At 48.2% G+C, this 24,156-nt stretch carries 17 protein-coding genes; 14 read left to right on the top strand and 3 right to left on the bottom strand.

Annotated elements, in window-relative coordinates; all coding sequences use genetic code 11:
- Window positions 1–50 precede the first annotated feature (50 nt).
- Window positions 51–827: a lysophospholipid acyltransferase family protein gene (locus tag DXN05_RS08410; protein ID WP_116846780.1), complete on the bottom strand. Its 777-nt coding sequence runs from the start codon at window positions 825–827 to the stop codon at window positions 51–53.
- 114 nt (window positions 828–941) lie between these two features.
- Between DXN05_RS08410 and DXN05_RS08405 the strand changes: the two genes are divergently transcribed.
- A complete protein-coding gene (locus DXN05_RS08405) occupies window positions 942–1,646 on the top strand; it encodes an SIMPL domain-containing protein (protein WP_116846779.1) in 705 nt (234 codons plus the stop codon).
- Window positions 1,647–1,690: 44 nt separating this feature from the next.
- Window positions 1,691–2,350: a hexitol phosphatase HxpB gene (gene hxpB / locus DXN05_RS08400; protein ID WP_158559170.1), complete on the top strand. Its 660-nt coding sequence runs from the start codon at window positions 1,691–1,693 to the stop codon at window positions 2,348–2,350.
- Between the two features lie 67 nt (window positions 2,351–2,417).
- On the opposite strand, the gene DXN05_RS08395 is transcribed toward hxpB, so the two are convergent.
- Together DXN05_RS08395 and DXN05_RS08390 are read right to left on the bottom strand one after the other, a co-directional pair.
- Window positions 2,418–4,523: a DUF5689 domain-containing protein gene (locus tag DXN05_RS08395; protein WP_116846777.1), complete on the bottom strand. Its 2,106-nt coding sequence runs from the start codon at window positions 4,521–4,523 to the stop codon at window positions 2,418–2,420.
- 18 nt (window positions 4,524–4,541) lie between these two features.
- Complete coding sequence (locus DXN05_RS08390; protein WP_147313867.1) at window positions 4,542–7,118, bottom strand: TonB-dependent receptor; 2,577 nt, start codon at window positions 7,116–7,118, stop codon at window positions 4,542–4,544.
- 135 nt (window positions 7,119–7,253) lie between these two features.
- On the opposite strand from DXN05_RS08390, the gene DXN05_RS08385 reads away from it, so the two are divergent.
- From DXN05_RS08385 to DXN05_RS08335, 12 genes are all read left to right on the top strand, one after another.
- The gene (locus tag DXN05_RS08385; RefSeq protein ID WP_116846775.1) at window positions 7,254–8,297 is read left to right on the top strand and encodes an endonuclease/exonuclease/phosphatase family protein; all 1,044 of its coding nucleotides are present in this window, start codon (window positions 7,254–7,256) and stop codon (window positions 8,295–8,297) included.
- A 184-nt stretch (window positions 8,298–8,481) separates the two neighbouring features.
- Window positions 8,482–9,003 (top strand): hypothetical protein, encoded by a 522-nt coding sequence (locus DXN05_RS08380; RefSeq protein WP_116846774.1) that lies wholly within the window; start codon window positions 8,482–8,484, stop codon window positions 9,001–9,003.
- 103 nt (window positions 9,004–9,106) lie between these two features.
- Complete coding sequence (locus DXN05_RS08375) at window positions 9,107–12,385, top strand: Ig-like domain-containing protein (protein WP_116846773.1); 3,279 nt, start codon at window positions 9,107–9,109, stop codon at window positions 12,383–12,385.
- A 724-nt stretch (window positions 12,386–13,109) separates the two neighbouring features.
- Entirely contained in the window at window positions 13,110–13,940 is an 831-nt protein-coding gene (locus DXN05_RS08370; protein ID WP_147313866.1) for a hypothetical protein, read from the top strand.
- Between the two features lie 319 nt (window positions 13,941–14,259).
- Complete coding sequence (gene rpsF / locus DXN05_RS24900; RefSeq protein ID WP_211330002.1) at window positions 14,260–14,616, top strand: 30S ribosomal protein S6; 357 nt, start codon at window positions 14,260–14,262, stop codon at window positions 14,614–14,616.
- 3 nt (window positions 14,617–14,619) lie between these two features.
- The gene (gene rpsR / locus DXN05_RS24895) at window positions 14,620–14,886 is read left to right on the top strand and encodes a 30S ribosomal protein S18 (RefSeq protein ID WP_076382480.1); all 267 of its coding nucleotides are present in this window, start codon (window positions 14,620–14,622) and stop codon (window positions 14,884–14,886) included.
- A gap of 73 nt (window positions 14,887–14,959) precedes the next feature.
- Complete coding sequence (gene rplI / locus DXN05_RS08360; RefSeq protein ID WP_116846771.1) at window positions 14,960–15,406, top strand: 50S ribosomal protein L9; 447 nt, start codon at window positions 14,960–14,962, stop codon at window positions 15,404–15,406.
- Window positions 15,407–15,614: 208 nt separating this feature from the next.
- Window positions 15,615–18,938, top strand: coding sequence for a TonB-dependent receptor (locus tag DXN05_RS08355; protein ID WP_245975160.1), 3,324 nt, complete (start codon window positions 15,615–15,617; stop codon window positions 18,936–18,938).
- Between the two features lie 318 nt (window positions 18,939–19,256).
- Window positions 19,257–20,363, top strand: coding sequence for a carboxylate-amine ligase (locus DXN05_RS08350; protein ID WP_116846770.1), 1,107 nt, complete (start codon window positions 19,257–19,259; stop codon window positions 20,361–20,363).
- A 200-nt stretch (window positions 20,364–20,563) separates the two neighbouring features.
- Complete coding sequence (locus tag DXN05_RS08345) at window positions 20,564–21,097, top strand: RNA polymerase sigma factor (RefSeq protein ID WP_116846769.1); 534 nt, start codon at window positions 20,564–20,566, stop codon at window positions 21,095–21,097.
- A 1-nt stretch (window position 21,098) separates the two neighbouring features.
- Window positions 21,099–22,610, top strand: coding sequence for an outer membrane beta-barrel protein (locus DXN05_RS08340; RefSeq protein ID WP_116846768.1), 1,512 nt, complete (start codon window positions 21,099–21,101; stop codon window positions 22,608–22,610).
- Window positions 22,611–22,640: 30 nt separating this feature from the next.
- The gene (locus tag DXN05_RS08335; protein WP_116846767.1) at window positions 22,641–23,654 is read left to right on the top strand and encodes a hypothetical protein; all 1,014 of its coding nucleotides are present in this window, start codon (window positions 22,641–22,643) and stop codon (window positions 23,652–23,654) included.
- Window positions 23,655–24,156 lie beyond the last annotated feature (502 nt).

Below are 24,156 nucleotides of genomic sequence, written 5' to 3'. Positions count from 1 at the left end.
AAAGCGGTGACACCTTCCGGTTCACCGCTTTTCTTTTTATACTATTTCTTTTAGGCAACTGTTCCGCCTTTGTTCATGCGATGGTGTGTACCCTTCAGCATAAACTTCTTGCTCTGTTCAATTGCATCCATAATCTGATCCATGATTTGCTCGGAGGTTTGTTCATAATCAATTACCAGCGGCTCTTTAAACTTCACCGTTAACAGCGATCCGCGTTTTTTAAACACCAGCCCTTTTTTGGTAAACGCACGCCAGAAACCATTGATCACCACAGGCACAACAATGGGATGATTGTTCTTGATAATATAAGCCGTGCCCTTGCGGCCGGGTGCAAAGGGTTTGGTAGTGCCCTGCGGAAAAGTGATCACCCAGCTGTCTGATAATGCGCGGTTGATTTTGCGTGTATCGGAAGGGTCAAGACCTCTTCTTACTTCAGTACCTTCTGCACGCCAGGTACGTTTTACGGTTAAGGCGCCGGCCAGCTTAAACAACCGGCTTACAAAGCTGCCGTTCATGGTTTCTTCAGCAGCAACATAATATACGCTGGTAAACGGGTTAAGCAGGTAATATGGTACACCCAGCTTGTTGCGTTTGCGCCATTTCACTGCACAGAAAATATGCAGAAAAGTAATTACATCCGCAAAATAAGTCTGGTGATTGCTTACAAACAACACGTTTTTCCTGGGCAGTTTTTCCAAATGCTCAGTACCTTCAATTTTAAGACGGTTTACCCAAACCAGTCCGGGATAGGAAATAACACCGACGATACCATATATGAAGGCTCGTACAATTTTAAAATGTTTCAGCTTCTCGAAAAACTTCTTCATCTGATTGCTTTAGCTACGGCGCGCAAAATACGCATTGTCAACAAATTGTTAAGATAAAATTTAGCCTTGTGTAATTCTCAACGGCTTCACATCCATTAATCAAACAACAAGATTATGAAAAAGATCGCAGCAATCGCAGCCGCTTGTTTCACACTGTTTCAGGCACATGCGCAGGAAATTACCAGCAAAACCAGGAGTATCAACGTTACCGGCACCGCAGAACTGGAAGTAGTGCCCGATGAAATTTATGTGCAGGTAGAATTGCGTGAGTACAACAGGAAAAATGGTACCAAGACAGATATCAACGACATCAGCAATGCCTTTCTTGCTGCAGCCAAAAGCATGGGCTTAACAGAGAAGGAAGTAAGCGTGCAAAGTTACCAGGGCTGGGATGGCAACTACTGGCTGTACAAAAAGAAGAAAGAAAAAACACCTGATATGAAAGCAGGCGTAAACTATTGGGTAAAAGTAAAAAGCGTACAGCAGATGAATGAACTGGTAGGCAAATTGGATGATGAAGCCACACAGAATTTCTTTATAGCCAAAGTAAGTCACAGTGAGCTGGAAACTTACAAAAAGCAACTGAAAGTGCAGGCCATTAAAAACGCGAAAGACAAGGCGGTTTACCTGGCCGATGCCCTGAACGAAAAAGTAGGCGGTGCACTTACCATTAACGATCCGGAAGAAATGAACAATGCGCCAATGCCGCGCATGTATGCAATGGCAGCCAGTGCCGACGGCGGTGCACCCGCTATGAATGTTGATTTCAAAAAAATCAAATTGCAGTTCAGCGTTAATGTAGTATTTGCATTGCTGTAATGGTATGCACGGAACGCCTATCTTTGCCGCTTCAAAACAGGCAGATGCAGATAAACACAGTTATTTTCGACATGGATGGTTTGTTGATAGACAGTGAGCCATTATGGGGAGAAGCGGCAGACGAGGTGTTCAGATTATACGGCATACGGTTAACAAAAGAACAATACACAAGCACTACCGGACTTCGTACCCGGGAGTTTGTACAGTGGTGGTTTCACCATTTTAAGGTAAGCGAGGAAAAGCTTTTTGAAGCAGAGAACCGGATTATTGACTGCGTGATGGACAAGATTTCTCAAAAGGCAACCCTGATGCCGGGTGTGCATTATATTTTTGATTTCTTCCGCAAGCGCAATTTTAAGATCGGGCTGGCATCTTCCTCACCACAGCGGCTGATTGACCTGGCAGTGGGCCAGTTTGAGCTGGGCGACTACCTGCAGGTAACTGCTTCTGCAGAATCGCTGCCTTTTGGCAAACCACACCCGCAGGTATACCTGGATTGTGCAGCAGCCTTACATTCGCACCCCGGCGCCTGTATCTGTTTTGAAGATTCGTTCAACGGCATGATCGCAGCAAAAGCAGCACGTATGAAATGCGTGGTGGTTCCGCATCACAGCCAGCAGAAAGAAGAAAGATGGGGAGCGGCAGATTTAAAACTCACCTCCCTCCAAAACTTTGGCGAACTGCACCTGAACCTGATTGGTTAAACGTTGCAACTATTTTATATTACCGGCTGCCGTGCTGTAACAGCACAGCAGCCGGTATTTTTTATTCTTACTTCCAGTTAAACTGTACTGCATCAATGGCAGTGCTGGCCCTGCTGCCTGTGCCACCGGCTGCGGCTAGTGTTACAATACGCACCCATACTTTACTGTTTATATTATCGAGTGCCGCACCAAAATCAGCATGAATCGCGTTGTTTGAAAAACTGCTGCCGCCTGTAACCATATTGCCGGTAGCGGATACAGGTATAAAACTTTGCGGGTTATCGCCAATGCCATAATCAACAGTCCAGGTGGTGGTGCGCGCGCTGCCATCATCAAGTGATTGCAGCAGGAAATCCAGCTGTATGCCGGTTTTGCCTGCTGTATTGCTGATTTCGAAAACAAAGGCTGCACCAGGATCGCTGCCCGGGAAACCGGTGCTGGTATTGCCCACCTGCCGTATGCCCAGGGCGCGGTCTGCAGCCGAATCCTGCGCATGCTGGTCACTGGCAGCCGTTAAGGCAGCAGCAGATGCAAAGTTTTTATACGCGCCGGTTGACGAGCCCCATTGCGCCTTGTTTACTGAAAACGCAACAGTACTGCCCAATGCCGCAGCCGATGCACCCGTGCGCACAGTTACGCCCACAGGCAGGCCGTTCCCCAGCTCATTAAAGCCGATGTTCAGCGGTGCGGTCTGCAATACAATGCCACTGTCGTTCCCGGTTACAGGAGGCGGTGGCGGTGCAGCGGCAGACTGTACATCATTTGCTGTACGGCAGGCAATTGTTTTAGCTGAATTGCTGTACTGCACAATCCCCGTAAATTTATTAACCACACCGGGCGGATAAGCAGAATCTGCAAACAGGGCCTGCGGTCTTGTTACGGCAGTAACAGTACCGGATGCATCTGTTAACGTGGTATTGCCACTCCAATGCGCATTGGTACCGCCGCTGATGGTTACCTGTTGCAGGCTCACCAGCGTGCTTTCCCAGGCAGCAAAATTCTTGTCGTCATTCAGCTGTGCTGCGGTTACCACACGCGGCGTAATGCTGTCTGTTCCTGTTTTCAGGGCATTTCCGGTTGGTATATTGTTCAGTTGCAGGCTGCCCTGGTACATATCGAGCGTTAAGGATGAAACATTTACTTCCAACACATCGCCTTTGTTAAACTGGTACGCTTCTGTAAAACGCAGCAGTAAGCCCGGCAAACCGTTCCCCTCCTGCAGTACCAGGTTATTGTCAGGGATATTCTTTGCCGTACGGTCAGATATCACTATGCCTTTAATGGCACAGTTGGCAGGCAAAACCACAGGCGCATCTTTATACAATGCCCTGATATCGGCAATATGTTTTTGTTCATTGGCCGTACTGCAGCGAACGCCATTGAGTTGCACGTCGCCGGTATCGCGTATGTTCAGTTGTTTGGTAGTACCGTACACCGTGTAAATAGCCGTGATGTTGCCATTGCCCCGCGGCACAGCAATACCTGCAAACGAGGCATAGCTGCTGTTGCGCAAGGTAATGCTGCTGCCTGAACAGCTTTTCAGCGTCAGGTTTACTGAGCTTAAGGTTTGGGATGTATCGGCATAGGTTTTACCGGTATCTGCAGCAGAAAACTCCATATTATTCAGTTGCACCAGGGTGCTTTGCAACGAATCGTACATATCTGCCGAAAGCGCGCTGATCGCTACAACCCTTGGTGTTACTATGTTATTCAGCGAACCTTTCACAATATACTGGTCAAATAATCCGGCTGCAACAGGCATTAGCTGCGGTTGCGAAGGTGTACTGTTATCAACACCACCGCCCAGCTGCACCAGGCGATTGTAATCCCCAAGGTATAAACCTTTGCATTTTACAAACAGCTTTCTGCCTGCAGGGTAACTGGTATATAAATCATAGCCATCCAGCTTTAGCACTATACCGCCGCTGGCATCCTGCAGCACCACCTGTTTGTACAGGTTACCGCTTTTATCATCGCCGATTACGGTAGCTTCAATGGTAATGTCGTCGTTTATTTTTTCGAGTTTGCCCGCGGTATGCATGGCTTTTAATGCAGCAATGGAAACAGAACCTTTTATATCAGGTGTTTCAAATTCGGGCGGGGCATCAAATTTTTTGTTGCAGCCCCAATACAGCAGTGCCAGCAGCAGTGCTGTGATACGTGTATAATGCATGATGGTTACGTTATGATGTTAAAAGCGGAGACTAACATTCAGCAGGAAGGTGGTGCCATAAGCATACAGCAGCTTCGGCGGAAATTTATTGACATTTTTATCGGTGTAATCAAAACGCAGCTGCTCGTAGCCGCCGCTTACCATTTGCTTATTGTTGAGCAGGTTGTTAATACCTGCAAACCATACAAGGTAAACCGGCTTTTTAAAACCCCATTGCCAGGGCAGCCGCCACGAATACCCGGCTGTACAATTAAGCAGGTATTGCGCCTGCAGGCGTTGCTGATCAACCACTGCATGCCACTGCGTGTTTTTGTAGGCAAGGTCTTCTGTAGCAGCAAACGTTCGCCTGATGGGATTGGCTTCCAGCCATTGATCACTCATGTAATTGCAGGTAAAACCGGCAAACCAGTAAGCCGGTGAACGGTAGGTAATGCCGGCACACAATACCTGTTGCGGTGAGCCGCCTATCCGGTAGTTCTGCAGGTACACTGTTTGTTCATCCAGCACTTTGGTGCTGTTGTCGAGGGTAATAGTCGCATGCTGGCGGCCGGCATATAAATACTTCCCGATTGCTGCGGCTGCATTGGCTGTTACATTGGGCAACACCTTTGCTTCAACACCCAGTTCACTGCCATAATACAGTTTGCTGATATTACGCAGCGCATAGTTCACAAAACTGCGGTAGTCATCGTGATAAAATGACAACACATCCATTCCATTGCTGCTGCGCGTATAATACATATTCAGCCGCAACCGTATGCGTGGTGCGTTAAGGATATAGCCTGCTTCGGCAGATTGTATTTTTGCTGCTGCTATCTGTTGCTGCACTGTATTGCGTGTGGCAGGTGAAATAAACACGTTATTGTAATAGGGCGCCTGTGTATACAATGCACCATTGGCATATACATAATGCCGGCCATTGATTTTATAGGTTGCACCGGCACGTAAAGCATAATCTGAAAAGCTGTACCGGTTTGATTTTCCGTAAGAATTATACGGGAACAAACCATTGGTAACATAACCTGTTCTGCCAAAGGAGGTGCTGCTGAAACCCGCAGCCATAAACCAGTCCACATGCCGTTGCGTTGCAGCTACCTGCAACCAGCCTGCTGCCTTGCTTACCTGCATGGCATAATCGTAGCCGTATTTGTCACCTGTATGTACAATGCGGTTGGGATGACGCAGATCATTCTGTATCGCATCTGCATTCCCGGGAAAATCCTGTTCAGCGTACTGGTTCAGATCAACATAAAAATCACCGCCCAGCAAATCGGCGATGGTTTTGTAATAACGCACGGTTTGTTGTTCATAGCTTAGGCCGCCATTCAGTTCTACCTGTTCATTAATGCGGGTACGCAGCGTGCTGTTAAACCCTGTTTGCCGCATATGACTGGTATTGCGCGATAAAATATAATGTGAACGGTACCCGCTTGCCGTAGCTGTATCAAAACCGTTTGCATGATGGATGGTGGTTGAATCGGTTCTGTTCACTGCATATAGTTCAGCCCAGTTAATCTGGCGCATGGCTTCATTGCCCAAAAGTGCTGCTGCCAGCTGGTTTTGCTGTGCTTCATCTTTTATATAACCGGGCAAATAACGGTAATAATCAGGCCGCGGATCAGGTGCATTGTACCAGTCCAGCCCTGTGCTGCTGCTGTTGCCGCCGGTGTACCACCATGCAGTGGTTAATTCCGTTTGCGCATTCACGGTAAACGTATGTGTAGCCACCACGTAAGGCCGGTGTGTTTCGCTTATTGCAGCACTGCGTTTTACCCCGTTCTGGTACCCCCAGTAGGGATTGTAATACACGCTGCCTGCGAGCTGCTGCATCTCGGCCACAGCAGCCCCTGCACGCGCACGGGTAACGGGTGCACCAATAACAGCCAGGGAAAAAAGATGATGGGGCGAAAGCCTTTTATCAACCGACAGCAGGTAACTGCCGCCATGGTAAAATGTACCGGGCACATAACCTTCATTGGCCCAGCGGATGCTGCCTGCTATGGCCCAGGCCCATCCCCTGCTGTTGAGGCCGCTGCTATATGCAGCCGACATGCTGTACCGGTAGTTACTGCTGGCAATCCCCATCTGCACAGTTGTTTGCGGCTGCATGCGGCTTGCCCTTGCATCTATGGCAGTGGTTGATCCCATTGCGAAAGCTGTATAGGCATTGGCTTTTAAACCCGTTATCAGGCTGCGGTTGCGGAGTACACCGCTTAGTCCGCTGAACAGGTTATAGGCCGGTAGCCCGTTATCGGGGTTCTCTACCGGCGCCCCGTTCAGCAATACTTTGAATGCATCGCCATCGTAGCCCCGTATCCTGAAATGCGCTGCGCTGAAATTAAAAGAAGCCGCATTGTAAAAAGGATCGCGGCCTGCGCCAAGCAATGATGCCACCTGGTTTTGGCCATCACTTTTCAGTTCGTTGTCATCCAGCGAAATAACAGGGATTTGTTCCTGCAGCTGCTCTTTCAGTTCTGCCTGCAATGTGTCGGGCGCGGGTAATGTATCACGCCGCAATTGGCGCGTGGACTGGCTCCTGGCGGCAGCCACGCATAACATGCCCAGGAGGCATGCAGTTAATTTTGGTGTATTCATATGGTTAGCGAAAAATGGCAGCGAAAATACAAACGCTGTTTTCAAACATGCAATAATCATTTTATTCAGTAACATGGAGCACTGTTGCGCAAATAAAACAGCTGCTTAATTTTATCGCCGCTAACCAAACTAACAATGAAATACCTTTTTACCGCTGTACTGCTGTACAACGCTGCTATACAAGCCTGTGCGCAAACGCAGCAATACAAAGTAGCCATTGCTGCATTTTACAACTGCGAAAATTTTTACGATACCATAAACGATGCCCATGCAAAAGATGAAGAGTTTTTGCCCGGCAGCAGCAAACATTACAATAGCCGCGTGTATCATGATAAAGTAGATCATCTCGCAAACGTGATTGCCCGTATCGGCACAGAGCTAAACCCCGACGGACCAGCATTGCTGGGTGTTTCAGAAATTGAAAACGAACAGGTATTGAATGATCTTGTGCAACACCCGCTGTTGCGTAAACGGCATTACCAGGTGGTACATTATGATTCGAGAGATGCACGCGGCGTGGATGTGGCGTTGCTGTTCAACCCTGTTTACTTCACGCTGCAAACCAGCCGCGCACTGCCGGTGGCAGTACCTTCCGGCAGTTACACGTATTACTCACGCGACATACTGTGGGTAAAAGGCTTGCTGGATGGAGAATGCATACAGCTTTACATTAATCACTGGCCCAGCAGGCGCGGCGGTGAAGAAAAAAGCCTGCCTGCCCGCAAGCTTGCTGCCGCCATCTGCAAACACCACCTGGATTCACTGCAGGCACTGGACAATACTGCGAAATGCCTGGTGATGGGCGACTTGAACGACGATCCCGTAAGCCCCAGCATCACCGAAGTATTACATGCCAGGGAAAAGCAGGAAGCTGTTAAAGATAATGACCTGTATAACCCGTGGATAAGCCTGTATAAAAAAGGCATCGGCACACTTGCTTACCAGGATGCATGGGGGTTGTTTGACCAGATTATGCTCAATAAAAGCTGGCTTGATAAAACTCAACCCGGTTTCTTTTATTACCAGGCCCATGTATTCTCCCAACCCTTTCTCACCGAAACCAGCGGCCGCTACAAAGGCTACCCCATGCGTACCTGGGACGGCAATAATTACCGCGGTGGCTACAGTGATCATTTCCCCACCTATGTAGTGTTGCTGAAGCGCATAGCGCAACACTGACGCGAAGCGCACTAAAAGTTTAAAAGTTTCAATTGTTCAATAGTTCAAATTGAACACACTTCTATATTGAACAATGGAACTTTGGAACTATTGAACGCTGTTTGAGAAGCCCAGATTTGAATACCAAAGATGCGCATAAGAACAAAAACGTTCAACCATTGAACTATTAAACTATTTTAGCTGCATGAGAAACATCTTTTCCCTGCTGCTGTTTTGTACTGTGTTTTCTGTTGTTGCTGCTGCCCAGTCAGGCGGCGCTTTTGGTGTGATGGCTGGTTTTAACAGGCCGTTGCGAAGCGGGTACGATTTTGGGCAGACCTGGGGTGTGCAAGGCAGTATCAAACTGGGTAATAAGTTGGCTTTGTCGCCTGGAATTGGTTCCCAAAAACTACAGGCCCGGCGCGACAATAGCCATGGCATTGAAAGCATAGGCTTTGTTTACCTCAGCGTACCGGTGAAGTATTTCATTAACCCGCATGTATTTGCAGTGGCGGGTCCGGCCATATACCTTGGTGGTGACGATGGCGTTGCTTCGGGGCTGGGGCTTGTTGCGGCAATCGGGTATCATTTCCAGGCAGATGAGCACAGTGCATTTGAATTTGCCCTTCACACAGACGTGCAGCCCACCTACCATGGTCATGTGGCCAATGCGGGCCTGAAAATCGGCTACCTGTTTTATTTCCGGCAGCAGCCAACAGGGCGTTAGCCGGTGCAGAACAGCCGGGATAACCATGAGTTAATAAAAAGATGATAAACACCACTTTTAAAAGCTGGGTGAAGAGGGTATATTAGTAACCTCAAAAACACCTATGCTAAAATTCTACTTAACCACAGGGCTGCTGCTTGTGATGCTTGCCACAGTGGGCGCCCAAACCAATCCGGTTCCCCAGCCCATTCCTTACAGCCAGGATTTTTCTGCACTGGCCACCAATGCCACCACTTACCCGGACGGATGGCAGGGATGGGTACTCGCAACAACCACTTCTTCTGCCTTCAAAGTAACGCCACCCACGGGCGACAAAGCCCTCACCGCCAGCGGTACAGCGGCCAGCACTGCAGGCGCCGTATACAACTACAACGGCAAACTGGGTGTGCTCAACAGCGGCTCGTCGGGCGATCAGGGCCTGGTACTGGCAGTAAACACCAGCGGCAAACAATCTTTACAGATCCATTTCGATGTGATGACGGTGCGTAACCCCTATGGCGGTTCCAACAGTCGCATTAACGAAGTAGTGCTGCAATACCGTGTGGGCACTACCGGTAATTTCTCCAATATTAACGGCACCCTGTACCAGAACAACACTGTTAACCAGCAATCAGGCACCGAGCCGCAAAACCTGCTGAACATAGCTGTTCCATTACCCGATTCGTGCAGTAACCAACCGGTAGTGCAACTGCGGTGGACAAGCCGCGAAGTATCCGGAGCAGGCTCAAGACCCAGCTTTGCCATTGACAATATAACCATCAGCAGCGGCAACGGCGGAAGCGATACAACCGCACCCGCTGTAAACACCTTATTCCCGGCAGCCGGCGCAACCGGCGTAATCCCTTCTGCCAAACCATTTGTACAGTTCAGTGAAACAGTAAGCGCCGGTGCAGGAGCAATCACTGTTTTCGACAAAACTGCACACACGGCCCAAACCTTTGCCATCACTGATTCGCTGGTAAGTTTAACCGGCAATACACTTACCATAAATGCAAAACTGAAACCTCTGCACAGCTACTATGTACTGCTCGATTCAGGCATTGTGCAGGATGCAGCTGGCAACAGCTTTGCAGGCATCAGGGATTCCGCTGCATGGACCTTTACCATTGGCCGACAGCAACTGGTATTTAACTTCAACAATTGCAGTCCTTCAGGCAGCACTACACTCGATGGCGGCTTTACCCAGTACAGTGTAACAGGTGCGCAAACATGGGCCTGCACTACATTCGGACAAACAGGCAATGCCGTTCAGATCAATGGTTTTGCGGGCAGCAGCGCGGTAGACAATGAAGACTGGCTAATATCACCGGCCTTCGATTTCACCGGGTTCCACTACCCCCTGTTGTCGTTTGCTTCGCGCAGCAAATTTGCCGGCCCTTCATTGCGCCTGATGGTATCAACCGATTACGATGGCATTGGCAACCCCAACAATTTTACCTGGACACCCGTTAACGGACGCTTCCCCAATGTTGACAGCGATGTATGGACGCTGAGCGATGCCATTAACCTCAACGCCTTTAAAGCAGCACAGGTATACATTGCTTTTGTATACACTTCTTCTGTGGCAGCAAGTGCTTCACGCTGGACCATCGATGAAGTATCAGTTACCGATTCAGACAGCCTGCCGCCTGCCGCCTTCAAAGCCTCGCCTGCCGCTATTGATTTTGATTATGTGGCATCCGGCAGCAAATCAGCTGCGCAGCCATTCAATGTACTGGCCTACAACCTGCACGGCGCTGTTACCTTAACTGCCTCTGCAGGCTTTACCATTGCAGCAGACACCACGCATTTCAGCAATACCCTTACCATTGCACAGGACAGCGCAGAAAGCCGCACCCTGACATTGTATGCACGCTTTGAACCCAATGCAGCCAACCAGGACTTTAAAGGAACCATACAACTGCAAACAGCCGGTATCACTGCCGCTACTGTTTCAACCCTTACCGGCAGCAGCCTGCGTGCACTGAAAGTAGTGAACTGGAACATTGAATGGTTTGGCAACCCGCAGCAAGGCCCTACCAACGATAGCCTGCAGCAACAGAATGTACAAACTGTATTGAAGAACCTGAACGCCGACATTTTTGCACTGGCCGAGGTTTGCGATACCACCCGTATTAGACAGGTTGTGGCGAATATGCCGGGTTATGCTTACACCCTTTCTGATTTTGGTTCTTACGCAGACAATGTAAACGACACCGATTACAACGCCGCGCAAAAGCTGGCCTTCGTATACAAAACAGCCGTGGTAAGCAACCTGCAAACCTATGGTGTGCTGCGCAGCGGCGGCAGCAGCAATGCTTACTACAACTGGTCAAGCGGCCGTTTCCCCTATCTCATGAAAGCCAATGTGCATTTCAACAACGATACCGCGCAGGTAAACTTTATTGTACTGCATGGCAAAGCCAATACTGGTACTGCTGCCGAAAAAATTGAAGCATGGAACCGTCGCAAAGGCGCAGCAGACGAGCTGAAAGACACGCTGGATCAATATTTCAAATACCAGAACATTATAATACTCGGCGATTTTAATGATGCACTCAACAAAACCATTACTACCGAAAAACTGCCGGATACCACCAGCTCGTATAGCAGCTTCACCAACGATTCAGCAGATTACAAATTCCCAACGCTGCCGCTGAGCCTTGCAGGCGACAGCTCTACCGTTGGCAATGCCAATGTGATTGATAACGTAGTATTGTCAAACGAAATGGGCATTGCCTATGTGCCTGCTTCAGCGCATGTACTGTACCAGGCCGCATCGCTGGTAAGCAGCTACGGCACTACTACAACAGACCACTACCCTGTTGTTACACGCTACGATATTGGTTATGTGGCACACACCGTACCCATAGTCAACTTTACGGCAAGTGCAGATACCGCAGTAAAACTGAGCTGGTACACCAGTCATGAAATAAACAGCAAATACTTTATCATTGAGCGCTCGCACAGCAGCACCAGTGGTTTTGCGCCGGTTGATACCTTAACCGGTCATGCAGATACCCGCGACCGTAACGACTACAGCACTACCGATTTCAAACCATTCACCGGCACATCTTACTACCGTGTTAAACAGGTTAGTCTTGACAGTACCGTAACCTACAGCAATGTACAGGCAGTAAACGTAACACCTGCTGCACGTTGTTTAAAAGTAAGTGTGCTGAACAAACAGGTGACTATTGAAATATGCAGCAGCTTCAATGGCCGCGGTTACATACAGCTGATTGACATGTATGGCCATGTGTGGCTGCAGTTACCCATCATCTGGTTTAAAGGCACCAACATCAACCGCTTCTTTACGTACGGCATGGCATCGGGCATCTATTTTATCCGTATTGTACAACCAGACAAAGCAGAAACGGCACAGATATTTCTTGGAAAATAATTCATGGGTTCTTATACAGTTCATTGCCACCTCACTCCTGGGGTGGCATTTTGTTTGGAGCCCGGAGAGCCGGTGAATGGTTCAATAGTTTAATGGTTCAATAGTTTAACGTTTGAAGTTTAAAGTTTGAAGTTGTGTGTTTGCGTCATTCTTTTGTTGCTCCCGCTTCGATCACAGACTTGCTAAGATAGCCTCGACTGTCGATTCTCGATGGCTTTCACAACTGACGTCTCACGCCTCCCTTCGCTTCGATCATCTCGACTGTCGATTCTCGATGGCTTTCACGATTGACATCTCACGATCCCCTTCGCTTCGATCGTCTCGACTGTCGACTGTCGATTCTCGATGGCTTTCACGACTGACGTCTCACGATCCCCTTCGCTTCGATCATCTCGACTGTCGACTGTCGATTCTTGATGGCTTTCACGACTGACGTCTCACGATCCCTTCGCTTCGATCGTCTCGACTGTCGACTGTCGATTCTCGATGGCTTTCACAACTGACATCTCACGCCTCCCTTCGCTTCGATCATCTCGACTGTCGACTGTCGATTCTCGATGGCTTTCACAACTGACGTCTCCCGATCCCCACCGGTGGTGTAAAAAAATTGCCGGATTTATCAATTGCTTAATATTTTTGCCCCTGCTGCCATAACCACTGTATAACCATCGCAACTAATTGAAGAGCTTACAACAACCAGAAAGGATCAGTAAAGACAACACTTATGAATAGAAAAATGGCGAAGGCACTTGTAACAGCCTTTTTATTGGCAACCTTAACCAGCCAGGTAGAGGCCCAGGGAACAACCGCTTTTAAGAAAGGGAATTTCTACTTTTCGTGGGGATACAACAAGGAATGGTACACCAACAGCACCATTAAAGTAAACCAGCCTTCACTGGGCAATCACTTTGCTTTTGTGAACGTAATGGCATCCGACAAACCGGGATGGGACAAAGGCATATTTAACCAGGCCATCTCCATTCCGCAGTACAACTACCGTGTGGGTTATTTCTTTAAAGACGACTGGGCTTTTGAAATCAACTTCGACCACACCAAATACCAGGTAAACGAAAACCAGCTGATTCACGTAAAAGGCACTATGGACCACAAACCGGTAGATACCTTTATGATCAATGGGCCCAATGTGCTGAAATACCAGCTGAACAATGGCGCCAACTTTTTCCTGTTTAACCTGGTGCATCGCAAGAAAATTGGTGCTGTTGCCAAAAACATCGATGCTTCCGTATTGCTGAAAGGCGGTGTAGGATTTATGGTACCGCACGTACAGAATACCATGTTTGGTAAAGACAACGACGCCGGTTTCCAGTTTGGCGGCCTGGATTTAGGGGTGGAAGGCACTGTTCGCCTTACCTTCTTCAACCACGTATACCTCGAATATTGTAACAAACTGGTTCTTACCGACTATTGGGGTTTAAGCGCCTACGAAGGCAAGGCCAAACAGGTATTCGGCACTTACGAAATGATCCTGAACCTGGGTGGTACGCTGAATCTGTCTAAAAATCACACGGAGAAAAAAGCAGTTGTATTGAATTAAAATAGCGAAAAGCTTTATCATACATTGTAAATCATGCGGGTGGCAGCTACAACCGTGGTTGACACCCGCTTTTTTTATGCAGCATCCCTAATGTTCATACACACTGGATAAACTGTAAATCAATCACATAGCATTTTCTAAGTCATTCATTTCAGATACCAGTCACCGCTCTATTTACTCCCCAGCCGGCTGTTTCCTCCTGTTTTTCATTCACTATTGCCTATTCACTATTCACTTTCACCATTCACTTATTCGTTACTCTGGGAAACTTTCCCTACTTTTGCACCCCAAATCATTTTTAAACAATTAAATCAGGGTAATGAACAATTACGAATTGATGGTGATTTTTACCCCTGTGCTTTCTGAGGAAGAATTCAAAGCTGCCCAGAAAAAGTACGCTGATTTCATCACTGAAAACGGCGGATCTATTGCGCACAGCAACCCCTGGGGATTAAAATCACTGGCGTACCCAATCCAGAAGAAAACCACAGGTATTTACTGGGTTCTGGAATACAGCGCGCCATCCAGCTTCAATGAGAAGTTTAAGATTCAGATGTTACGCGATGAGCAAATCATGCGTTTCATGATCACTGCACTCGATAAATACGCCGTCGAGTACAATGCTAAAAAGAGAAGTGGTGTACCTACCGGAACCGATAAAGCAGTGGAGGCTTAAACCATGGCAAAAGCAAATGAAATTAAGTACCTGACCGCTATTAAGCAGGAGAAACCTAAAAAGAAATTCTGCCGCTTTAAGAAATACGGTATCAAGTACATTGATTACAAAGACGTTGAATTTCTGAAAAAATTTGTAAACGAACAGGGTAAAATTCTTCCCCGCCGTTTAACAGGTAACTCTCTGAAATACCAGCGCAAAGTGGGCGAAGCTATTAAAAAAGCACGCCAGATGGCTCTGTTACCTTATGTAACCGATCTGTTGAAATAAACCATTTTTAGTATCCTCCCTAACCCTCACGGGGACAGTCTGATAAACTGGGACAGGGAACTAAGCACATTTTATGCAAGTAATTTTAATTCAAGACGTTGATAACCTGGGTGGCCGCAATGAGCTGGTTACCGTAAAAAACGGTTATGCACGTAACTTCCTCATCCCGCAGAAATTCGCGGTAGAAGCTAACCCTTCTAACCTGAAACAGCTGGAAGAGCGCCTGAAAGTAGCCGCTAAGAAAGAAGCTGCAATGCTGGCTGAAATCAACAAAGTAATCGCTGTACTGAAAGAAGGCCCTGTGAAAGTAGGTGCTAAAACAGGTACCAGCGGTAAAATCTTTGGTAGCGTTACTTCTCTGCAGATTGCCCGCGCAATCCGCGATCAGAAAGGTTACGAAATTGACCGCCGCCGCCTCTCTATTATCGACGACGTGAAAGAACTCGGTACCTATAAAGCTTCTATCGACTTCGGTAACGGTAACGTAACTGAAATGGAGTTTGAAGTAATTGGTGAATAATTTCAAGATTATTCTTAAAAAAATAGCCATCCCGTTAAAAGGATGGCTATTTTTTTGTATAAAATCTACTAAATAGTGGCGAAATAGCGAATTTGCACACATATTAAAATGTAATACACAGTATTAATTTGGTAAAGAATTGTTAATGCGTAACCTTTACACATTGATCGTTTCAAATACATCTTTGTACCAAAATTTAAAACTGTTTATGCGAAAACTGCTTCACCTGATGGCAGCATTACTGGTATGCCTTGCAGGTATTACCACACCACTGCTGGCCCAGGAAACCACCTCAGACATGGTTGGCACCGTGTCCGTAGCCAACAAACCCCTTGCCGGCGTATCCGTTGTCGCCATTCACACACCCACAGGCACCAGGTATGCTACCAGTACCCGTAACGACGGCCGTTTTAACCTCCCCAATATGCGCGTAGGCGGCCCCTACACCCTGGTTGTAACCTATGTTGGTTTCAGGGAAGAAAAACAGGACAATATCTTCCTTACACTGGGCCAGGAATACAAAGCAGACTTTGCCCTGACAGAAAGCTCACAAACACTCGAAAATGTAGTGGTGAAAGGCACCCGCCAGGATAAAGTATTCAACAACAGCCATACCGGCAGCCAGGAAATCATCAGCCGTTCGCAAATTGAACGCCTGCCTACCGTTAACCGCTCCCTGCAGGATTTTACCAGGCTTACACCCACTGCGAACGGACTTGCATTTGGCGGCCAGAGCAACCAGTACAATAACCTCACGGTAGACGGCGCCAACTTCAACAACTCATTCGGGCTGGCAGGCACACTGGGCGGCCAAACCAACTCACAGCCCATCAGTCTTGACGCCATTGAACAAATACAGGTAAACGTATCCCCATATGATGTAAGACAGGGCGGCTTTTCCGGCGCAGGCATTAACAGCGTAACACGCAGTGGTACCAATACCTTCAAAGGTTCGGTATATACCTATATCCGCGGAGAAGATCTGCAGGGTTATAAAGTGCGCACTACCACCCTGCCGCACCAGGATTACAGCTATAACCTGCGCGGCGCTTCCATCGGCGGGCCGATCATTAAAAACAAGGTATTCTTTTTTGTAAGCGGCGAATCAGAACGCATTAAACAGGCGGCGACTATTTTCACCGCCTCGGACGCTACGCATACACCCAATGGCGTAAATATTTCCAATGCCAACAGGGATACGCTGGCACGCCTGAGCGACTACCTGGCAAAACAATACGGCTATGTAACCGGCCCCTTCGAAAATTATACTTACGAAACCCGCAGCGATAAAATCACCGCCAAGCTCGACTGGAATATCAACAACAGCAATACGCTTACGCTGAAATACAATTACCTGAAATCATCGCTGGAAAAACCCGCCAGCAACAGCGGTTCAGTAAACAGCAGTTATGGCCGCGCATCCGGCTCGTTTGCGCTGCCTTTTAAAAACAGCGGTTACCGCCAGTTCAATAATTTCAACATCTTTATCGCTGAGCTTAATACCCGCTTCAGCAACCGCTCTTCCAACAAATTACAGGTTGGCTTTACTGCCCTGCGCGATTCAAGGGCAGCCTTAAGTTCTACCTTCCCGCTGGTAGATATTCTCGATGGTAACAACCAGCCATATACTTCATTCGGCTATGAACAATACACGTATGGCAACAAGCTCAACACCAACGTGTACCAGTTCTCCGATATCTTTACCACCTATGCAGGCAGCCATGAAATAACGCTGGGCACGCAGGATTCTTACAAGACTTATGAAAACGGCTTCTCGCCCTCTTACAACGGCGTATACCGTTTTGCGAGCCTGTCTGATTTCTATGGCAATAAGCCACCCATCCGTTACGATCTTTCCTACACGCTCACCAAAGACGGTTCGTTTCCGCTGGTTGGCCCCAAAGAAACAGAACTGGGCTTTTTTGTGCAGGACAAATGGCGTGTTAAACCCAACTTTACCCTCACTTATGGCGTAAGGCTGGATATACCGATTTTCAAAAGCAACTACCTGTATAACCCGGTTGTAGATACCCTCAGCAAGTTTTACGGCGGTACGCATGTAAATACTGCGCAGGCGCCTAAAACCAACCCGCTGGTATCGCCAAGAATCGGCTTTAACTGGGATGTGTTCAGCAACCAGCAAACACAGGTACGCGGTGGCCTGGGCTTATTTGCAGGCCCTCCGCCATTTGTATGGTTCAGCAACCAGGCCAGCAACAGCGGTGTGGCATTGTTTGGTTCCATCAGTGCCAGCGCAACGCCAACCACTTCTATTCCCTATCCTTTTAATCCCAATGTTGGCGCATACATTCCGCCAAACCCATCCACGGGTTTAAGTTCATCGTACAGCATCAACGTAACCGATCCCAAATTCAAATTCCCGCAGGCGCTGAAAAGCAGTCTGGCAATAGACCAGAAACTGCCGGATAATTTCGTGGTTACGGTAGAAGGCACTTATGCCAGGAACGTGAACGCTGTTTATTTCCAGAACATCAACATGCCTGCAACAGGTATTGTATTAAGTGGTGCAGATAACAGAACACGGTATACTTCATTCACCACCACACCCACGCAGATTTACCCGCTGGCAGATGCGCCGAGAAGCGTTACCAACCCCAGTATCGGCAACGCCATTTACATGAAGAATGCCAACAAGGGTTATGCGTATACGGCTACTGTGCAGATCCAGAAAACCTTCCGTAACCTGTATACCAACATTGCGTATACCTACAGCAAATCGAAAGACATTATGGTGGGCGGCTCTACTGCCAACACCATGTGGGGTTCAAAACCTGTGGTAGGCGATCCCAACCAGCCTGAACTGGGCTACAGCAATGCCTACCTGCCGCACAGGGTGGTGGCTTCTGCATCGTACCGCAAAGAATATGGCCAGCACTTCGCCACTTCTATCGGCGCCCTGTTTGAGGCTGCACCTTCGGGCGTAAATTCGTACGTGTACAACGGCGATCTGAACGGCGACAACAATACTTCCAACGACCTGATGTACATTCCCAGGAATGCCAGTGAAATATTGCTGCAGCCAACCGGCGCTACCGATACACGCACGCCTGCACAGATATGGGGACAGCTGAATAATTTTATTAACCAGGACCCCTACCTGAGCAAACACCGCGGCGAAGTTGCCCAGCGCAATGCCTGGATTTATCCCTGGTACAAAAGGCTGGATCTGAACTTTACACAGGACTTTTACATTATAATGAAAGACAAAACAAAGCACACGCTGCGTTTTACCCTCGACCTGTATAACGCCGGTAATTTCCTGAATAAAAACTGGGGTATTTACCGCGTGGGCACCATCAGTACGCCGCTTAAATTTGAAAAACTGGGCGGTGCAGACGGTAAGACACCGGTATTCTCCATGCCTTACCTCGATGCAGCCAACCAGATACCGTATACCAACTCGTTTAAAGACGATGTTACCGCAGGCGCCAATACTGCACTGAGTTCAACCACCGGCACCAATGGCTCACGCTGGCAGTTGCAGATCGGTTTCCGCTACCTGTTTAACTAAACGATTTTTGTTTTTTGAAGTCCCACCAAAAAGGGGCCGGTTTTACCGGTCTCTTTTTTTTTGCATACCACGCAACAAAAAAGCAGCGATTTATCTACGCAAAAAAATAGTAATTTGGCAGTTCCATGTACATCATCAACGACGAAGGGAGGCGAACGCATTGAAGACAAGCAATCCGTCGGGCATATCCGTCCCTGAACAACGCAGCAGCTTTGCGCAGCCTACACCCTATGCAGGCAAAATAATCATTTCAACAGTTTACGCAATCATTATACGTGCAGGTATCCGGATGGCCGGTATCCCCCAATAAAACGCTTCATGTCAAATTTTAATTTCAGGCATTTTACCCTTGGTGTAGAAGAAGAATATATGGTGCTCGACCCGCTCACGCGCGAGCTGAGGAGCCATGAGCAGCAGATTGTGCACGAAGGCAACCGCCGCCTTAACGATAAGGTAAAAGCCGAAATGCACCAGGCCGTAGTGGAAGTAGGTACCGATATCTGCAATAATATTGACGAAGCCCGCCGCGATGTAGGCAACCTGCGGCAGGTAATTTCCGATATCGCCGGCGAAATGGGGTACTGGGTAGGCGCCAGCGGCACACACCCCTTCAGCCACTGGGAGCGCCAGCTGATTACCGATCACGACCGTTACAGCCAGATTGTAAATGAACTGCAGGAAGCAGCCCGCAGCAACCTCATTTTCGGCCTGCATGTTCATGTGGGTATGGAAGACCGCCGCATGGCCATTCACATTGCCAATTCGGCCCGCTATTTCCTGCCGCACGTATATGCCCTCAGCACCAATTCGCCTTTCTGGGAGGGCAGGTTAACCGGCTATAAATCGTACCGCACCAAGGTATTCGATAAATTCCCGCGCACCGGCATACCCGATTATTTCGAAAGCATTGAAGCCTATGAGAACTATGTGAACCTGCTGATTAAAACCAACTGTATCGACAATGCCAAGAAGATATGGTGGGATTTGCGGGTGCACCCGGTTTTCAACACCGTTGAGTTCAGGATATGCGATGTGCCTATGACGGTGAACGAAACCATCGCTATTGCCGCCCTGTTCCAGGCCATTTGCGTGAAGCTGTACAAACTGCGCAGCCAGAACCTGAATTTCAATATGTACCACCGCTCGCTGATCAACGAAAATAAATGGCGCGCCAGCCGTTACGGTATTGACGGCAGCCTGATTGATTTTGGCAAGGAAACAGAAGCCGCTACCCGCACGCTGATTTTAGAGCTGCTCGACTTTGTAGACGATGTAACGGCCGATCTCGGCAGCCGCCCTGAAATTGACCGCATACCCGGCATGCTGCAAACCGGCACCGGTGCAGACAGGCAACTGGCTGTTTACAACCGCAACAAAAACATGCTGGAAGTGGTGGACTATATTCATGACCAGTTTCTGCAATAAATACGTCGCAGAAAATCAATGATTCGCAGGCAAAAAACAGCCTGCTGCCTTAAAATATCCTGTAATACCGGCCCGGGGCTTATTGCAGCTGCGTGGCAGCCCTATCTTTGCGGGGTAAACAATTTTCGCCATCCGGGCAGCGTTATCGGATAGGCGAATATCTTCATTCCAAAACAATCCGCAAACCACGACTTTATTGCGTGACTGAACACGAACTGATTAAAGGCTGTATCCGCAAGGATGCTGATTGCCAGCGCAGGCTCTTTGAGTTGTATGCGGGCAAAATGATGACCGTATGCCTTCGCTACGCTGTAGACAGTTCAGAAGCGGAAGATATGCTGCAGGAAGGTTTTATCCGTGTGTTCACTTACATCCAGCAATTTAAATTTGAAGGCTCGTTCGAGGGCTGGATACGGCGCATTGTGGTTAATACTGCACTTAAACTATTACAGAAAAAAAAGATTACGTTCAACGAAATAACCGAACAGCATGCGCAAACCGGTATGGAACCTTATGCCTATGTAAACCTGGGTGAAGATGACCTGCTGAAACTGATTAACGCATTGCCCGATGGCTACCGCATTGTGTTTAACTTAAATGTGATTGAAGGATACAGCCACGACGAAATAGCACAGATGCTCAACATACAGGCCAGCACCAGCCGCAGCCAGCTGGTGAAAGCCCGTAAAATGTTGCAAAACCAAATACAACAACTGCAGAAAATTGCTGTATAACATGACAGACCAACTCTTTGATAAATTTATTCGCGACAAGCTTGGCGATCACCCTTCCCCGGTACCGGCGGATATGTGGGATCGCATTGCCGCAGGTGAAAAGCGACGCACAGGTCCGGCCTGGCTGCGCGCACCGGCCGTATACTTATGGCTGGCAGCCTTGCTGCTGCTCACCGGCAGCGCCACCTGGCTTTGGGTGCAGCAAACACCCGGCAGCACCGCCAATCAAACACAAACATCACCCAACTTAAAACCAGGCTTATCAGGTAAAAACTTTACTCAGCCACCAACACAACAAAACGCTGCAGCTGCAGGTACTGATTCAACTACCGAACCGGCAACAGCTGGCAGCAGCAATACCGCCGTACAAACACCTGCTGATCATACAATAGCCAACAAAACCGTTGATGCAACACGCTCATCAGCGAATACCGCCGCAGCAACAATCGGCAGTGAAAATGAAGCAGCAAATATTGCAACAGGCCATGCAGCCGGCAACGGCACACACCTGCCACGTAATGGCAATGGCTTGTATAACAATGGCGTTGCTACCGGTAACCAATTAACCACTGCACCGCTGAACGATGCACCCAATACGGCTTTCAGCACCACACAGTTTTTGAACAGCCGTTTTGTACCTGCATACAATACCGACACAAAAACCGCACAACTGCAATGGTTGCAGGCCAGCCAGGACGCATCTATGAAAAGTTTGCTGAGCAAACAGGCCAATAAAAAAATGCCGGTAATTCAGTGCCCCACCCTGCGCGGACCATTCCGCAATGATTTTTATGTGGAGCTGTATGGTTCACCCGATTTTGTAAGCAAAAGCATTTCGCCATCCTCCCCTGCCTATGCCGGTTATGTACAACGTAAAGACAGTGCGGAAAACATGCGCGTATCATTTACACTGGGCGCACGTTTCAGCAAAAGCCTGTCAGAACACCTGCTGGCAAAAGCAGGTTTGCAATACTCGCAAATAAATGAACGCTTAACCACGCAAACAGAAACCGACCGCAAAACAGTTACCGTTATTACCACACACACCATTGTACCAACACCGGGTGATACATTAATTGTAAAAGATACCAGCAGTTACGAACAAATCGGTTACCGTAAAAAAACAACCACCAATAAATACAAAAGCATCGACATACCGTTGTTGCTGAGTTACGAGTGGGGCAACGATCAATGGAAGTTTGCCGCCAACGCAGGCGCTATCATCAACCTGTACTCCTGGTACAGGGGCGAAGTGCTGGATACCAGCATACAAAACCACGGTGTTGCGCAGGGCACTTACAAACGAAACATCGGCCTGGGTGTATATGCCGGTTTCAGTGTAATGAAAACCATTACCGATAACATGGAGTTGTTCGCAGAACCTTACCTGCGTTATAATTTCTCTAACATGACACAACCGGGTACACCCTATAACCAGAAATTTAAAACAACAGGTTTATCGCTGGGCATACGCTACCGTTTAAATAATGCTGGGCAACGTTTTATGCGATAGCAGTATCTGTTAGTTGTATATAAAGAAATAATGCGTCTCTATTTAAAACATATTACTTATCTGCAGCTGGCCAAACGCCTGCTATGCGCCCTTCTCCCCCTGTGGCTGATGGCTTCGTGCATGAAAGATACCTCGGGCGAGTTTGTGCCTGCGAATGATTCTTCACTCAATGATTCTACCTGGTACGAAACATTAAGCCGTACAGCTGCTGTGTTCTCTGTAGACAGTGTGTTGAATGCATCGGTATCCGTGTATGTTGATTCCGTATCTGCTGAAACCGGCGGTACGGTTACATTTGCTGATGGCAGCAGTGTGTTTTGCCCGGCAGGTTTCTGCAATGGCAACACCACAGCCAAAGTAAAAATTGAATTGCTGGTACTGCATACAAAAGGCGACTATGTGCGCTTTGCAAAACCTACTTCCACATACGATAAACTACTCGAATCAGCTGTCACGTTCCGTATCCGCCTTACACAGAACGGGCAGCCCGTTTCATTGGCATCGGGCGCTTACTTAGGTGTGCAGTTCCGGTCTGGCGTATTGGGCTCGCCCATACACCTGTACTACGGCGATACGGCCAGTATTTATCCCGGCAATTTTACCTGGGCTCCCTATGTGCAGGATGACAACAGCATACAGGCCTTCCAGGAGCTGGATGCCGGCACCAATACCATGGTAAATGGTTACCGCATGATGATCCGCAAAACAGGATGGATCAGCTGCCAGTACTACAGCAATTACAGTTCAAGAATAAGGCTCAGTGTTATTGTACCACCCAACTACACCAATGCCAATACTGCCGTATATGCCATTGTACAATCAGCCAATACCATTGTACGCTTAACACCAGATGTGCACAGCCGGACGTTCTTTGCCAATATCAGCGGCGGCACGCAGGTAACACTGGTATCCATTTCCAAACGCGGCGGCAACCTTTACTGGGACAGCTCCCAGATCACCGTAAGCAGCGACGGCACCCCCGCCTACCTGCATCCAGTACAAACAACAAAAGAACAAATCGTCACAATGCTGAATGCGCTGTGATGCACTTCGTGAGCCGTAGAGCGGTAGAGCCATCGAGAATCGAGAATCGACAGTCGAGACGATCTGAGCGAAGTTTAATACTGTTACTTTCGCCGAAGGCGTTTGCGCCCAAACATGCTTGCAGCTATCAGCTTAAAGCTTGCAGCTCGTAGCTTGACGCTTGCAGCTGTTTTCCTGTCGAGACGATCTTAGCAAAGTTTAATACTGTTACTTTCGCCGAAGGCGGTTTGCGCCCAAACAGGCTTGCAGCTCGTAGCTTGACGCTTGCAGCTGTTTTCCTGTCGAGACGATCTTAGCGAAGTTTAATACTGTTACTTTCGCCGAAGGCGTTTGCGCCCAAACAGGCTTGCAGCTCGTAGCTTGACGCTTGCAGCTCATAACCGTGTTCTTTGCGGGTTTTCCTCTGTGCCCTTTGCGGTTAAAATTCGCTCCGGTCTCCGCTAAGTTCAAAACTATCAAACAATCGTTCCATTTAACCATTAACCTCATCGTTCCATCAAAT

The organism is Deminuibacter soli (assembly GCF_003412455.1).
GTDB classification, from domain to species: Bacteria; Bacteroidota; Bacteroidia; order Chitinophagales; family Chitinophagaceae; genus Deminuibacter; species Deminuibacter soli.
The sequence above is the reverse complement of the archived record's forward strand: the minus strand, read 5'-3'. Positions and strand labels throughout refer to the sequence as shown.

Excerpts from the sequence above, each read along its gene's own strand:
- DXN05_RS08410 (WP_116846780.1), bottom strand. The coding sequence starts at position 827 with ATGAAGAAGTTTTTCGAGAAGCTGAAACATTTTAAAATTGTACGAGCC.
- DXN05_RS08405 (WP_116846779.1), top strand. The coding sequence starts at position 942 with ATGAAAAAGATCGCAGCAATCGCAGCCGCTTGTTTCACACTGTTTCAG.
- hxpB (WP_158559170.1), top strand. The coding sequence starts at position 1,691 with ATGCAGATAAACACAGTTATTTTCGACATGGATGGTTTGTTGATAGAC.
- DXN05_RS08395 (WP_116846777.1), bottom strand. The coding sequence starts at position 4,523 with ATGCATTATACACGTATCACAGCACTGCTGCTGGCACTGCTGTATTGG.
- DXN05_RS08390 (WP_147313867.1), bottom strand. The coding sequence starts at position 7,118 with ATGAATACACCAAAATTAACTGCATGCCTCCTGGGCATGTTATGCGTG.
- DXN05_RS08385 (WP_116846775.1), top strand. The coding sequence starts at position 7,254 with ATGAAATACCTTTTTACCGCTGTACTGCTGTACAACGCTGCTATACAA.
- DXN05_RS08380 (WP_116846774.1), top strand. The coding sequence starts at position 8,482 with ATGAGAAACATCTTTTCCCTGCTGCTGTTTTGTACTGTGTTTTCTGTT.
- DXN05_RS08375 (WP_116846773.1), top strand. The coding sequence starts at position 9,107 with ATGCTAAAATTCTACTTAACCACAGGGCTGCTGCTTGTGATGCTTGCC.
- DXN05_RS08370 (WP_147313866.1), top strand. The coding sequence starts at position 13,110 with ATGAATAGAAAAATGGCGAAGGCACTTGTAACAGCCTTTTTATTGGCA.
- rpsF (WP_211330002.1), top strand. The coding sequence starts at position 14,260 with ATGAACAATTACGAATTGATGGTGATTTTTACCCCTGTGCTTTCTGAG.
- rpsR (WP_076382480.1), top strand. The coding sequence starts at position 14,620 with ATGGCAAAAGCAAATGAAATTAAGTACCTGACCGCTATTAAGCAGGAG.
- rplI (WP_116846771.1), top strand. The coding sequence starts at position 14,960 with ATGCAAGTAATTTTAATTCAAGACGTTGATAACCTGGGTGGCCGCAAT.
- DXN05_RS08355 (WP_245975160.1), top strand. The coding sequence starts at position 15,615 with ATGCGAAAACTGCTTCACCTGATGGCAGCATTACTGGTATGCCTTGCA.
- DXN05_RS08350 (WP_116846770.1), top strand. The coding sequence starts at position 19,257 with ATGTCAAATTTTAATTTCAGGCATTTTACCCTTGGTGTAGAAGAAGAA.
- DXN05_RS08340 (WP_116846768.1), top strand. The coding sequence starts at position 21,099 with ATGACAGACCAACTCTTTGATAAATTTATTCGCGACAAGCTTGGCGAT.
- DXN05_RS08335 (WP_116846767.1), top strand. The coding sequence starts at position 22,641 with ATGCGTCTCTATTTAAAACATATTACTTATCTGCAGCTGGCCAAACGC.